Raw genomic sequence first — 13,286 nt, forward strand, 5'->3', positions numbered from 1 at the left:
GTCGATTTCATCGTGCGCTCGCTGCGCGAGGCCGAACCCGGCGCGATCACCATCTGCTCGCTGTCGCCGTTCACCAATCTCGCCATTGCCCTGGTGCAGGCGCCGGACATCGCGCCGAGGATCAGCGAGATCGTGGCGATGGCCGGCGCCTATTTCGAGGGCGGCAACATCACTCCGACGGCCGAATTCAACGTCTATGTCGATCCGGAGGCGGCGCGGATCGTGCTTGAGTCCGGCATTCCGATCGCGCTGCTGCCCCTCGACGTCACCCACAAGATGCTGTCGACGCCGGCACGGCTCGCCGCCATGCGCGCCTTAGGCAACCGCTGCGGGATCGCCACTGCCGAGATGCTGGAATTCTCCGAAAGCTTCGACCTCGACAAATACGGCTGGGAGGGAGCCCCGCTGCATGGTCCCTGCGTACCGGCCTTCATGCTGGCTCCTGAAATTTTCTCTGGCCGGCTGGTCAACGTGTCGGTGGAAACATCAGGCCCGCTCACGCTCGGCATGACTGTCGCCGACTGGTGGGGTATCACCGACCGGCCGAAGAACGCCTTCTACGTGCGCGAGGGCGACTCAAGCCGCTATTTCACCCTTCTTCTCGAATGTCTTGGAAACCTGCCATGAGCCAGACCCTGATCCGCAACGCGACGATCATGACCATGGATGCGGAGCGCGGCACCGTCCCCTTCGAGGGCGACGTGCTGGTGGACGAAACGACGATCAAGGCGATCGGCCCGGACCTGGCGGCGGAACCCGGCGCGGCCGTGGTCGACGGACGGCGCAAGCTGGTCATGCCGGGCCTCGTCAATGCGCACACCCATTCGAGCGAGACCTTCTTTCGCGGCCGCTACGAGAAGATGCCGCTCGAGGTCTGGCTGCTTTACGCTTACCCATTGTTGATGGGGCCGGTTATCGAGCCGCGGCTGCTCTATCTTCGCTCTCTACTGCTCGCCATGGAATCGCTTAAGTCGGGCGTGACCACCATGTCCGACTGCTTCTTCGATCCACCCCGGCACGAGCTCGAGCGGCTGGGGGCTGTCTTCCAGGCTTATGACGATGCCGGCATCCGCGCCAATGTGTCGAGCGGGGTGATGAATATCCACACCCTCGACGCGCTACCTTTCGCGCGTGAGGTTATTCCGCGCGACGTGCAGGAGACGCTGCAGTTCGGCCCGCCGATTACGGCCGAGGCCTATCTGGACTATTGCCGGGCCGCGATCGAGGCATTCGACGGCATCTCGGGGCGGCTGAAGTTCATGATCGCGCCGTCCGCGCCCCAACGCTGCACCGCCGATCTGCTGACCGGCTGCTACGCGCTCGCATTGGAACGCAGCCTGCCGTTTCACAGCCATGTACTGGAAACCATCACTCAGGCGGTCACCGGGCCGGAACTCTACGGCAAGAGCTTGGTGCGCTACATGGCCGATCTCGGCGTGCTCGGCCGCAACACCACCATCGCCCATTCGGTCTGGGTCGACGACGCCGACATGGCGCTGATGGGAGAGGCCGGTGTCACCGTTGTTCACAACGCAGTGTCGAACCTGAAGCTGGGCGCGGGCGTGGCCCCGGTGCGCCGGCTGATGCATGCCGGCGTCACGATCGCGCTCGGCACCGACGGTGTTTCTTCCAACGACACGGCGAGCATCTTCGATGTCATGCGCGTCGCCGGGCTGTTGCATGGCGCCAGCGGTCCGGACCACGCAACGTGGCTGTCGGCTTCAGAACTGCTGCAGGCGGCGACGGTAGGCGGGGCGCGCAGCGCGATGCTCGAAGGCGTGACCGGCTCGCTTGAACCCGGCAAGGCCGCGGACTTGATCATGCTCGACCTCGACGCCTACGCCTTCACACCTCTGAACGACATTGCCCGGCACCTCGTCTACGCAGCGAATGGTGGCCATGTCGACCTGGTGATGGTGGGCGGCGAGGTCGTGATGCGCGATGGTCGCTTGACGCGCGTCGACGAGGCGGCGGTGCTGGCCGAAATTCGCGAGCGCGTGCCGGCATATCTCGCCGGGCATACCGAGGTGGAAGCGCGCAACCGGGCGCTGGAGCCGTGGTTCACCGAAATCCATCGCCGGTCGGCGGCGCGGCATACAGGCGTCTACCGTTATGCCGGCGACGCGGCCCTATGGCCGCGAAACTGGTAACGGCAGCCAAGCCCTCTTTGCACATGGCTTGGACCGCCATGCAGAAACAATATGTGCTCATCTGCAACGAGTGGAAGCTGACGCTAGTGGTGAAAGTCTGACGGTTGGTGCCCGACGGATCAGTTTTGGAAATCGTTTGACACAGAAGTTCCGAACGCTCGTCCATTACTCTGAGTTAGGCGCGAGCCAAAGTTTCTGCGGCGCGTTCAGGCGCTTGAAGGGATAAGTCTTATCCTCAGGATAGTAGCCGAGGGAGGCCACACTAGCCTCGCTAAAACCTCCGCACCTTTGAAAATCAAAGCCGTCGTCACGGATCGTCAATGTGAACTCGCAGTTCGATCCTCCCACAAACTTGGTGGTCCGACCTACAAATTCCGAACCTCGCCAGAAGAACTCGAACTCGGTGCTGCTAGCTCGATCGGTGGGAAGGTTTTCGGGAGTAAACTCAAAGATAAACGTCCATCGCTTCGCGCCCGCCAAAATCTCCTTGATGGCCTGCTGGCCGGGAGCGCCTTTCTCAGCGGCGCTCGCTACGACGATGAAGAGTAGGCAGCTTGCGAAAACGGAGAGGATGGCGCGCATCGCTGATCTCCTACACGCGAAACAGCCCGTCGACTCAGAACCCGCGCGGGAAATGCGAATACATGATCGCAAAAATAAAACCCGTCCGCAACAAGCTGGCAGGTGCGATACTCGAAGCCTGTTAAGGGCCGCTTCGGGTCAGGCTCCCAATTCGGTCTTCGAGCGGAACGGCAGAGAAGGGGTCGTGAGCGGTATTTCGGCTCGGTACCTAGCGTCAGACTTCGACCACTAGGCTCGGCGGCGGAGGCGCCAGTTCGTTGCCAGAAGCGGAACCAGTCGCGCCCCATTTGCAGTCCTCTGACAACAACTTCCGGGTCCCGAAACGGGTATCCCTGTGCAGCATCTCTCCTGGTGAAATCCTTCGGCCGCACTGGCGCAGATCGCGTTGCCGAAATGGCAGCGGCCAAGCCGAATCATTCTTCTTTATTCGAACGATCTTTGGGATCATTATTTTACGTGGGCCTTGATAAACAAAGGCGCTCGGGAACGCGCCAGGGGCCCACCAATGGGAGATCCGGACATGTCTCAGTTTCTGAAAACGCGGCGCGAATTCCTGCAGGCTGCCGCAGCGTTCGGCGGCGCTGCCGCCAGCCATAGCCTGATCGGCGTCACGCCGGCCACAGCCCAGTCGCCGGCCAAGGTTCGCATGCAACTCGGCTGGCTCGCATCCAACGGCATTCTCGGCGAGGTCGTCGCCCAGAAGAAGGGTTTTTATGCCGAGCAGGGCGTCGAGCTGGAAATCATCCCTGGCGGACCAAATGTCGACGGCGTCGCCGGCGTCGCCGCCGGCCAATCGACGCTTGGCACCGTTTCGTCGAGCCCCTCGGTCATGCTGGCGCGCTCGGCCGGCATCCCCGTAAAGGCGTTCGCGGCCGGCTACCAGAAGCATCCCTTCACCTATTTCTCGCTCGAGAGCGCCGCTATCCGCGAACCGAAGGACATGATCGGCAAGACCATCGCCACGCAGCCGACAGCCTTTATCCTCGCCCGCGCGCTGCTGGCCAAGAACGGCATCTCGGAAGACCAGGTCACCTTGGTCAACATGGGCTCCGACATGAATCAGCTCATCACCGGACAGGCCCAGGCCGTTACCGGCTGGCTGACCAACACCAACGCGCTGAAGGTGCTCGGCGACGACCGCGTCGACATGATGCTTTGGGATACCGGCATCCAGCTCTACGCCAACGTCTACTACACCACCGACAAGGCGCTCACCGAATCGCCCGACGCCCTTGCGGCCTATCTGAATGGCTCGGCGCTCGGCTGGGGTTACGCCCGCGAGCATCCGGAAGAAGCGGTCGACATGTTCGTCGAAGCTTATCCGAACATGGACAAGGCGAGCGAGCTCGAGGCGGTCGGTCCCGTTCTGGACTTCAGCTTCGGCGACGTCACCAAGGAGCATGGCTGGGGCGCGATGAACCGCGACAACTGGGCCGCGCAGGTCGATACCTACGCTTCGCTCGACCAGTTCAAGGGAACGGTTCCGACCGTCGACGACGTCATGACCCTGTCGGTGCTCGAAGCTACCGCCGACATCCGCATGAAAGTGGGCTAGACCGATGGCGGCGACAGCGTTGGCGAAGGCTCCATCCGCCGCGTCCAACTCCGCGGCGCAGGATATCGCGGTCTCAGTCAAGAACGTGGATGTTGTTTTCGGTCAAGACGACAAGGCCGTCACTGCGCTGTCGAACGTCTCGGTCGACATTCCCGAAGGGTCGCTGATCACCATGATCGGCCCCTCGGGTTGCGGCAAGTCGACATTGTTGCGAGCGATCGCCGATCTCGTGCCGGTCAGCGGCGGCGAGATCACCGTCCTCGGGCGTTCGCCCGAGGCGGCGCGGCGCGACCGCGCATTCTCCTTCGTGTTCCAGGACCCGACCCTGTTGCCCTGGCGCAGCGCCATTGACAATGTCGGCCTGCCGCTGGAAGTGGGCGGCGGCGGAACCGCGCATGCCGAGCCCGCCGAACTCCTGCAGCTGGTCGGACTGAAGGGACGAGAGCAAGCTTTGCCGGGCGAACTGTCGGGCGGCATGCGCCAGCGCGTCGCCATCGCGCGCGCTCTGGTGACGCGACCGAAAATCCTGCTCATGGACGAGCCGTTCGGCGCCCTCGACGAGATCACCCGCGACAAGCTCAACGAGGAACTTCTGCGAATCTGGCAGGAGACGGGCACGACGATCATGTTCGTCACCCATTCAATTCCCGAGGCGGCTTTCCTTGGCCAACAAGTGCTCGTGCTTGCCTCGCATCCCGGTCGCGTGAAGGAATTCATGCCGGTTGACCTGCCCTATCCGCGCCGACTGCCCGTGCGCGACACGCTCGAATTCGTGCAGATCACGGCGCATCTGCGTCAGCTTCTGGAGGAATGCTGATGGCCGACATCGCTCACCGCACCTCTGCGCTGCCGAACCAGGGCATATTCCGGTTCGTGGATGGCCTTCGGGACAAATGGCCGGCGATCGCGGCCGTCATGGGCCTGATCGCCTGCTGGCAGCTGATCGTCTGGGGTTTTTCGGTTCCGACCTACATGGCGCCTGGCCCGATCGAAGTGCTGAAGGCTTTCCGTGATGACGGAATGACCTTGCTCGCCAATTTCTGGCCGACCCTATTCGAGGCCTTGCTCGGCTTCATCTTCGGCAATCTGATCGCCATCCTGCTCGCGGTCTGGTTCGTGCACAGCCGCACTGCGGAACGCGCCTTCTATCCGATCGCGGTGTTCATCAACACCATCCCGATCATCGCGGTGGCGCCGATCCTGGTGCTGATCTTCGGCAACGGCATCTCGCCGAAGATCATGATCGCGGCGCTGATCTGCTTCTTCCCGACGCTGGTCAACATGGTGCGCGGGCTGAAGGCGGTGACTCCAGCGACGCTCGACCTGATGCGGGTGCTGTCGGCGTCGAAGTCGGAGATTTTCTGGAAGGTCCGCATCCAGAGTTCGCTGCCGTTCCTGTTCGCAGCGCTGAAGATCGCCAGCACCACCTGCGTCATCGGCGCGATCGTTGCCGAGTGGATCGGCTCGAACTTCGGGCTTGGCGCGCTGATCATCGAGGCGACCTACAATTTCCGCTCGCCGCTGCTCTATGCGACCGTGTTCACCGCGGCGTTGCTCGCCGTGGTCCTGTTCACGCTCGTTTCGATCACTGAATCGCGGCTGATCAAATGGAAGGCGGCCGACGTCCACTGACGCCGGAACGCTCAAGACAACACTGGAGGAACGCATGGTTACGCCGACCATTACCGAAGCTGCGCGCGAAGCGCATGTCGCCGACAAGTCCGACGTTGTCGTCGTCGGCGGCGGCCCGGCCGGCATCTCGGCCGCGGTCTCGGCAGCCCGCAACGGCGCCAGCGTGACGCTGCTGGAGCGCTATCCGTATCTCGGTGGCCTCGCCTCCGGCGGCATGGTGCTGGTGCTGGATGACATGCACAACGGCATGGAAGTCACTGTGCAGGGCATCTGCATGGAGATGATCGAGCGCATGAGCGCCTGGGGCCTTTGCGTCATCCCGCCGGAAGCCGACCGCGCGCCGGGCGTTCGCGAGACGGATGCGATGTGGCGCAAATGGGCGCGATGGGGGCTCTTCGACTTCCACACCCATTCGATGCCTCACCCGATCTGCTTTTCGGCCGCTTTTGATCCCGATGCCTTCAAGCGCGCCTCCTATGCGGTTATCGGCGACGCCGGCGTGAAACTTCGAGCGCATAGCTGGTTCTCGTCGGCGATCGTTGAGGACGGTGTCATCAAGGGCGTCATCTGCGAGACCAAGGAAGGCCGGCAGGCGATCCTCGGCGACGTGGTGATTGATGCGACCGGCGACCTCGACGTTGCCGCGAGCGCCGGGGCGAAGTCGCAGGAAAGTTCCTTCATACTCACCACCGTCTCGCGCTGGGGCGGCGTTGACACCGACCGCGCCGAGGCCTTCCAGTTCGAGAACCCTGCCGAATTCGCCAAGCTCGATCACGAGGCCAAGCGTATCATTGGCGGCTGCTGGAATTTCTGGTGGCTGAAGACGCCGCTCCCCGGCGTGGTGTGGCTCAATTGTCCGCACGTGCCAAAGCTGCACGGGCTCAAGGTCGCCGACCTGACGGCGGTGGAGATCGAGGGCAGGGCGCGCATGGAGCGGCTGATGGAGTTCGCGCGCAAGAATTTCCCAGGCTTCGAAAACGCCTATGTCGTCGACTTCGCCCCGCAGACCGGAGTGCGCCAGACGCGGATGCTCGAAGGCGAGTACGTCGTGACCAAGGAAGACGTCATGTCGCGCCGGCATTTCCACGACACCGTTTGCCGCGGCCGCGACTACTATACGCCCTACCGCGCCATGCTGCCGCGCGAGGTCGACCAGCTGATCGTCGCCGGACGGCACTATTCGGCGACCCCGCAGGCGCAGAAATCGAGCCGCGAGATACCGCCCTGCATGGCAATGGGCGAGGCTGCAGGCGTTGCCGCGACCGTTGCGCTGAACGCCGGCGTCAAGGTCCGCAATGCTGACGTTGCCGCCATACAGAAACAGATGCGCGCTCAGGGCGCCGACCCGGGCGATGTTCCGTCCGCAAATGCCACATTGCTGGAGGCCGCAGAATGACCCTACTTCCACTCGATGGCGTCCGGGTGATCGACTTCACCCAGGTCATGCTCGGTCCGTGCTGCACGCAGGTTCTGGCCGACTATGGCGCCGAGGTGATCAAGATCGAGAAGGAAAATATTGGCGACCTTTCGCGCTGGTCGCTCGGCTCCGATCCCGACGGGCTCAACAATCCGGTCTTCTGCTCCCTTAACCGCAACAAGAAGAGTGTGGCGCTCGATCTGAAGTCCGACGAAGCGAGGGCGCAGGTGCTTGACCTGATCGACGGCGCGGACGTTGTGGTCAGCAACTTCCGTCCCGGCGTGATGGAGCGTATGGGCTTCGGTTACGAGGATCTGAAAGCGCGGAACCCCGGAATCATCTTCGCGCTCGGCACGGGCTTCGGGCTGGAAGGTCCCAACCGCCACAAGGGCGGGCAGGACATCCTGGCGCAGGCGCTGACGGGCTTGATGATGCGCAAGTCCGACCCGGCGCTGCCGACCTCGATCTATTCAACGCCGCTCTGCGACTATTCCGCCGGTATGCATCTGGTGCAGGGTATCCTGCTTGCGCTGCTGCAGCGACAGAAGACGGGCGAGGGGCAGGTGGTGGCCGTCAGTCTCTACAATTCCATGCTCGCGCTGCAGATGCAGGAAGGCGCCGCACACATGATGCGCGGCAAGGATCTGAACTGGGGCGCATTCCCGCTGACGGGTGTGTTCAACACGACGGACCGGCCGATCGTGATGGTCGGGGCCTTCAAACAGAACCCACTGCGCGACATCTGCAACGCGCTGGAGATCGAGGATCTGTCGAAGGAGGAACGCTTTGCCGATTTCGACCGGCAGATGGAAAACCGCCCGGAACTTCAGGCGATCTTCCGCGAGAACTTTGCCACAAAGGGTTCTGCGCACTGGCTGAAGCGGCTGGAGGAGGTCGACATCCTCTGCGCGCCAGTCCGCACGCTGGGCGAGGCGCTGGAGGACGAGCAGACGCTGATAAATCGCATGATCGTAGAGGCGGGCAGCACGCCGGCCGGTCCGGTGCGGATGATCGGCAGCCCGATCGACATGTCGGCTGCGCCATTGACGGTCCGGCATGCGCCGCCGCGTCTCGGCGAACACAATGGCGAGGTGCTCCGTCCAACCAACCAATACCGCAAGGTGGGCGCGGCGTGAGCGTCAGCCTCGACATTGCCGACCGCGTCGCGCGGGTCGTTATCGACCGTCCGGAGAGGCTGAACGCAATCGACGCGGCGGCAGAAGCCGAACTCGAGGCGATCTGGCAGGAACTGGAGCGGCGCGACGACATCAGCTGCGCCGTCCTGACCGGGGCGGGCGAGAAAGCTTTCTCGGTCGGCGCCGACATGAAGGGCGTCGGGAAGTCGGGACTCGAATACTGGGCCGACGCGCGCCCGCACGGTTTCGGCGGCATCGCATACCGGCGCACCCTCGACATCCCGCTGATCGCGCGCGTCAACGGCTATGCGCTAGGCGGTGGGTTTGAGATGGTGCTCGGCTGTGACATCGTCGTTGCATCCGAAAATGCGCAGTTCGGATTGCCGGAGGGCAGGGTGGGACGCATGCCGCTCGACGGTGGCATGGTGCTTCTGCAGCGAAAGATCCCGCACAACCTCGCCATGGGCGTGATGCTGTCGGGGCGGCGATTCTCCGCCGCCGAGATGGCGGCGTTCGGCATCGTTAACGAGATCGCCGCGTCCGGTGCGCTGGATGCGGCGGTCGATCGCTGGGTGACGGATATCGTCGCCTGCGCACCTCTTTCGCTCCGAGCCATCAAGCAGACGGTGAACCGCACCGCCCACTTGACGCCGGCCCAAGCGCAGGCGCTGCGCACCCCGGCCCTTGTCGCGGCGCTGCAAAGCGAGGACAGCAAAGAGGGCGTACTCGCCTTCAACGAAAAGCGTGCGCCGATCTGGAAGGGTAGGTAAGCTTGCCCGCAAAAGTTGGCGGGCCCGGATACGCAGCGATCGGGCGCACGTCTGGTCTGATGCGAGCTGAGGGGCGTCCGGAATGCATGCAGCGGTATTGCGTTATTTCGTCGCCGTCGCGCGCGCCGGCTCGATCCGCAAGGCATCCGAGGAACTGCATGTCGCGAGCTCGGCGGTCAGCCGCCAGATTCAGAAGATAGAGGAAGAATTGGGTACGCCGCTGTTCGAGCGGCTCCCCAATGGATTGCGGCTGACACAGGCCGGAAAGATGACCCTGAGGCACGCCAAAGCGACGCTGCATGACTTTGAACTTCTGACCAGCGAACTCGGAGCCTTAAAGGGCAAGAAGACCGGCCTCGTCAGCATCGCCGCCCTGGACAGCCTGTTCGTGCGCTTCCTTCCCGAGCAGATCAAGGAGTTCCACAAGCTGCATCCGGCGGTGAATTTTCGAGTTCACAGCGGTGTACAAAGTCGCATCGCGACGATGGTCGCCGAAGGAGAGATCGATATTGGCATTACATTCAATCTGCCCCATCCGGAGGACACGCAATTCATCGCGGACATTCCAATGCCTCTGATGGCGATGGTTTCGGCCCATCATCCGCTCGCGCGGCTGCCAGCCGTATCGCTCAGCGAATGCGCCCAGTATAACCTTCTGCTGCAGGTCGATACCGAACCGCTCCGCTCACTGATCGAAGTCGAGCTTTCGTCGCTCGAGCGAACCGGCCGGACACTGGTGACATCCAACAATCTGATGCTCCTGCGCCCGATGATCGAGGCCGGCGTCGGCGTGGCGTTCTATACGCCACTTGGCATGGCGGACCAGATGAAGTCCGGCACGATCGTGGGCGTGCCACTCAAGGGATCGCGGCTCGGCGGCATGCGGCTCGGGCTGCTCGTGCCGCGGCGGCGGCAGTTGACGCAGGCAGCCGAAGCGGTGGCGGAACAACTAGGCAAGGCACTCGGCCAATTGAGCCAAGCGTGGAAAGGATCGCAGTACGGATAACCGTCGAGATTGCCGTCGAACGCTGGCTGCCGAAACCGGGCGCCGGCCGATTGGGATGCGATGCTGCGCGCCGACAACGTCATTTGTGTCCGACCAGGTTGGTGTTTGGCCTGCACTACAGTCGCCGGTGATCAGATTGGCATGGATTGTCATTTCGTGCCTTGTGCAACGTCTACGGCAGCCATTTCGAATCCAGTCAATGCCAGCCAATGGCAGGTAACGCCGTCTTCTGGGCTTCGGTCAGCGGCAGATGTGGCGGTAGAACCCGTTCGAACTCCGGGTCTTCATGGATTCGCGCCACCAAACACTTCACCGCAGGGATAAGCGGATGGGCAGCGATTGCGCTGCGCGTTTCGGCTACTCTGGCCGCCAAGACTGAATTGTGGGGGGCGGCCCAGAGTTGGGCGACAAGCGGCGCCGTGACGCTGACGGTCGCGGAGATGCATCCCGCATATCCGTCGGCATCGGCTTTTGAGATCGCCGTCTCGCTGCTCGGAAAAACGTCGAAACCAACGATTCCGGCAAGCCGTGACGTGTTGGAAAGATTGCCGGAGCTGTCCTTGGCGCCAGCAATGCGCTCTGGGAATGCAGCCTTGAGTCGCCGCGCGAGCTCGAATGAGAACGGAACGCCGGTCAACTGCGGAAAATTGTAGAGATAGACCAGAGCCGGTGCATCGCGGGTTGCAAGAATCAGCCGCTCGAACCAGACGAACAGCCCGTCATCCGACACGCCCTTGTAGTAATAGGGCGGCAGCACCAGCGCGGCTGCGAAGCCTACATCATAGGCGTATTTCGTAAGAGCGATCGTGGTCGCGAGATCGGGCGTCCCGGTTCCAACCATCAGCCGGCTTGCATCCAGTTCGGCTGCCGCGGCGTACATCACCGCCTTCCGTTGGTCGGCGGAAAGGGAGTTGGCCTCTCCCGTCGTGCCCAGCACGTTGAGTGCATCGCAGCCATTGGCGAGCGCCCAACGGGCATGATGCAGAAAGCGACCAATGTCCGGCTCCCCCTCGGCGGTGATGGGCGTGGGGACCGCGGCAATCACGCCGCGCAACCCTGAAGATGCCATAAAACTCCCCTTGGCTGGTGATGCTAGCTGGCGACCGAATGACGCGGCCGCCAGGCAGCCACGGCCGGGTGATCGAGTTGAGTCGTGTGGGCTGCGTCCCAGCCTCCGGGTGAACCCCATCCGGTGATGGCGTCGCTGAAAAAGTCGCTGTTGACGGCTTCGAAGAGCTTCATGGAGGCCGGCAGTTCAGCGTCCCAGACGATTGCGTCGACCGGGCAGATTGACAGGCAAAGCCCGCAATTTATGCATTCATCGGGATGGATATAAAACATCCGGCCGCCCTCATAAATGCAGTCGACAGGACAGGCGACGGTGCAATCGCCATCCTTCACATCAATGCAGGGCTCTGTGATAATATAGGCCATCTTCCGGTACGTCTGGCTCAGGTTTCAACGCAATCATCGCAGGCCAGACCGTTCGAAAGAAGCGCCAATTTTCGCTTGCCGCGTTGCTGGAACGGCAATGGCAATCAACCTCATCAATTGCCGCCACCGCGGCGGACTTGGAATGATTGGTGGTTCCGTACAATTCCCGGAGGGATCACATCTGATATCCACAACGCAAGCAACGTTCTATCTGTCTTTCCTAATGCAACGCATTCGGCAGTCATGGGTTGAAGAGTGCGAAGTGGCTCGACTGACGGAGAGCCGTTATGGACAACAGCAAATTCGACCGAGCTGAATTGATTGCGGTCGTGGCCTGTACTCACAGCAGGTGCGCGGGATCGCTGCTCTCGACGTCAAACGCCATCGAAGAACTCCGGATAAGGTCAGGAGATTTCGTCATCCCTGACGAGGAGATGGCAGCAGCAATATCTTGAGCCGCCGTCGTCTTGGGCTGTACGATCTGGGAGGATCCGATGGTGGCCGATGGTGGCCCGCCGATGACAGCAGAGTATCAGGATGGCGATGTCACCGGACTCTCCCGAGCGCCCCCTCATGGGGACATTGAAGCTCATGGGCGGTGACGATGAGCCCATCGAGCTGCAACTTGATCGAGAGAGCGCAGAAAACTTGATGTCCGTTTTGACTATACTTTTGCTGAAGGGTGAAGGCGAGGACGCACCGAACGCAACCGCTCCCAGTGAGCACTGACGCGAAAGCTATTCTTCAATCATCACCCAAAGGAGTGAGCTCATACGATTGGGCAAGCTGCAATCAGTGGTTCACTGCGGTATATTCCGATCATTGCCATATCCCCATATGGCCTGAGGCCGGCGTCTGTCCCCTCTCCTCGACGAACCGGACGCCGGCCGTTTTTTGTGGGGGCGACGGTAGGCGGAGCGGGAATGATGCACGATGATATCGATCTGGTCGAAGAGCTTCTCGGAATGGCAAGGGAGCCTGACCAATTCGCCAGGGCCGATCTGGGCGAGATGATATTGGTCGCGGCAACGGAAATCATAAAACTGAGAGAACACGCTAATGGCCCGTCGCGCAGACTTACGAGGCAATCGCGACGCCCGTCCCACCGTGCGCGAAGCTAGTATTTTGAGTATCCTGCCGCGCCCCTCAACGTCAGGAAGACATACAACGCTCCAGGCATTGGTACGACAGGCATCGCTAGTCTGGGAGCGGCGTCGTCCACGCCAAGCTTCACGGTACCTACCAATGCCTGCCAAGGCGGGCATCTTGAATCAAGGTTGGTAGTTGGGCTTACGGGAGTCTTCGCACATGAACAGGGAAAGCAACCGTATCACCTATATATTGCTGACGGCGTCTGCGTTTCTTGTAACTCTCTTTGGCAGCTACGCGCTGCTCGTTGGGCCGTTCTGGTAAGTTCGCTTCGGCAGCAGCGCCTTGGGCGGGCGTCCAAAGCCTCCACGCAGGTCAGGTACAGCGTTCGTTCTTTGGCCCCGAAAGCCTCGCACATTGTGCTGACGCTGACTGGTGTCTCCAGGCCGCCAATCAACATATCGCGCAGTCTAAACGGAGCTTCTTACTATTTCCGAGCGCAAGCCATTGATTTT

Annotated in this window: 12 protein-coding genes; 9 read left to right on the top strand and 3 right to left on the bottom strand. The window is 62.0% G+C overall.

All coding sequences use genetic code 11. The features are described from left to right. Together MAXJ12_RS25795 and MAXJ12_RS25800 are read left to right on the top strand one after the other, a co-directional pair. On the top strand, positions 1–627 hold a 627-nt coding region (locus tag MAXJ12_RS25795; protein ID WP_008839022.1), incomplete at its 5' end, for a nucleoside hydrolase. Next, entirely contained in the window at positions 624–2,150 is a 1,527-nt protein-coding gene (locus tag MAXJ12_RS25800) for an amidohydrolase family protein (protein ID WP_008839023.1), read from the top strand. The genes MAXJ12_RS25795 and MAXJ12_RS25800, both read left to right, overlap by 4 nt. A 165-nt stretch (positions 2,151–2,315) precedes the next feature. Here the strand turns inward: MAXJ12_RS25800 and MAXJ12_RS25805 are convergent, their stop codons facing one another. Next, positions 2,316–2,732: a hypothetical protein gene (locus MAXJ12_RS25805; protein ID WP_008839025.1), complete on the bottom strand. Its 417-nt coding sequence runs from the start codon at positions 2,730–2,732 to the stop codon at positions 2,316–2,318. 520 nt (positions 2,733–3,252) lie between these two features. On the opposite strand from MAXJ12_RS25805, the gene MAXJ12_RS25810 reads away from it, so the two are divergent. From MAXJ12_RS25810 to MAXJ12_RS25840, 7 genes are all read left to right on the top strand, one after another. Continuing rightward, positions 3,253–4,287: an ABC transporter substrate-binding protein gene (locus MAXJ12_RS25810; RefSeq protein WP_008839026.1), complete on the top strand. Its 1,035-nt coding sequence runs from the start codon at positions 3,253–3,255 to the stop codon at positions 4,285–4,287. 4 nt (positions 4,288–4,291) lie between these two features. Next, positions 4,292–5,104 carry an ABC transporter ATP-binding protein gene (locus MAXJ12_RS25815; RefSeq protein WP_008839027.1) on the top strand — a complete coding sequence of 271 codons (813 nt, stop codon included), beginning with the start codon at positions 4,292–4,294 and terminating at the stop codon, positions 5,102–5,104. Continuing rightward, entirely contained in the window at positions 5,104–5,919 is an 816-nt protein-coding gene (locus MAXJ12_RS25820; protein WP_008839028.1) for an ABC transporter permease, read from the top strand. Before MAXJ12_RS25815 ends, MAXJ12_RS25820 begins: the two co-directional genes overlap by 1 nt. A gap of 34 nt (positions 5,920–5,953) precedes the next feature. Then, positions 5,954–7,315, top strand: coding sequence for an FAD-dependent oxidoreductase (locus tag MAXJ12_RS25825; RefSeq protein ID WP_008839029.1), 1,362 nt, complete (start codon positions 5,954–5,956; stop codon positions 7,313–7,315). After that, a complete protein-coding gene (locus tag MAXJ12_RS25830) occupies positions 7,312–8,472 on the top strand; it encodes a CaiB/BaiF CoA transferase family protein (protein WP_008839030.1) in 1,161 nt (386 codons plus the stop codon). The genes MAXJ12_RS25825 and MAXJ12_RS25830 overlap by 4 nt, the downstream gene beginning before the upstream one ends. Then, positions 8,469–9,242 (top strand): enoyl-CoA hydratase-related protein, encoded by a 774-nt coding sequence (locus MAXJ12_RS25835; protein ID WP_008839031.1) that lies wholly within the window; start codon positions 8,469–8,471, stop codon positions 9,240–9,242. The genes MAXJ12_RS25830 and MAXJ12_RS25835 overlap by 4 nt, the downstream gene beginning before the upstream one ends. Positions 9,243–9,324: 82 nt before the next feature. Then, positions 9,325–10,248 carry a LysR family transcriptional regulator gene (locus MAXJ12_RS25840; RefSeq protein WP_008839032.1) on the top strand — a complete coding sequence of 308 codons (924 nt, stop codon included), beginning with the start codon at positions 9,325–9,327 and terminating at the stop codon, positions 10,246–10,248. 196 nt (positions 10,249–10,444) lie between these two features. Here MAXJ12_RS25840 and MAXJ12_RS25845 read toward each other — a convergent pair whose 3' ends face one another. Continuing rightward, positions 10,445–11,317 carry a dihydrodipicolinate synthase family protein gene (locus tag MAXJ12_RS25845; protein WP_040588069.1) on the bottom strand — a complete coding sequence of 291 codons (873 nt, stop codon included), beginning with the start codon at positions 11,315–11,317 and terminating at the stop codon, positions 10,445–10,447. A 23-nt stretch (positions 11,318–11,340) separates the two neighbouring features. Beyond that, the gene (gene fdxA, locus MAXJ12_RS25850) at positions 11,341–11,682 is read right to left on the bottom strand and encodes a ferredoxin (RefSeq protein ID WP_008839034.1); all 342 of its coding nucleotides are present in this window, start codon (positions 11,680–11,682) and stop codon (positions 11,341–11,343) included. Positions 11,683–13,286: the final 1,604 nt, after the last annotated feature.

It is taken from the genome of Mesorhizobium alhagi CCNWXJ12-2 (assembly GCF_000236565.1).
Lineage (GTDB): Bacteria > Pseudomonadota > Alphaproteobacteria > Rhizobiales > Rhizobiaceae > Allomesorhizobium > Allomesorhizobium alhagi.

Excerpts from the sequence above, each read along its gene's own strand:
- MAXJ12_RS25800 (WP_008839023.1), top strand. The coding sequence starts at position 624 with ATGAGCCAGACCCTGATCCGCAACGCGACGATCATGACCATGGATGCG.
- MAXJ12_RS25805 (WP_008839025.1), bottom strand. The coding sequence starts at position 2,732 with ATGCGCGCCATCCTCTCCGTTTTCGCAAGCTGCCTACTCTTCATCGTC.
- MAXJ12_RS25810 (WP_008839026.1), top strand. The coding sequence starts at position 3,253 with ATGTCTCAGTTTCTGAAAACGCGGCGCGAATTCCTGCAGGCTGCCGCA.
- MAXJ12_RS25815 (WP_008839027.1), top strand. The coding sequence starts at position 4,292 with ATGGCGGCGACAGCGTTGGCGAAGGCTCCATCCGCCGCGTCCAACTCC.
- MAXJ12_RS25820 (WP_008839028.1), top strand. The coding sequence starts at position 5,104 with ATGGCCGACATCGCTCACCGCACCTCTGCGCTGCCGAACCAGGGCATA.
- MAXJ12_RS25825 (WP_008839029.1), top strand. The coding sequence starts at position 5,954 with ATGGTTACGCCGACCATTACCGAAGCTGCGCGCGAAGCGCATGTCGCC.
- MAXJ12_RS25830 (WP_008839030.1), top strand. The coding sequence starts at position 7,312 with ATGACCCTACTTCCACTCGATGGCGTCCGGGTGATCGACTTCACCCAG.
- MAXJ12_RS25840 (WP_008839032.1), top strand. The coding sequence starts at position 9,325 with ATGCATGCAGCGGTATTGCGTTATTTCGTCGCCGTCGCGCGCGCCGGC.
- MAXJ12_RS25845 (WP_040588069.1), bottom strand. The coding sequence starts at position 11,317 with ATGGCATCTTCAGGGTTGCGCGGCGTGATTGCCGCGGTCCCCACGCCC.
- fdxA (WP_008839034.1), bottom strand. The coding sequence starts at position 11,682 with ATGGCCTATATTATCACAGAGCCCTGCATTGATGTGAAGGATGGCGAT.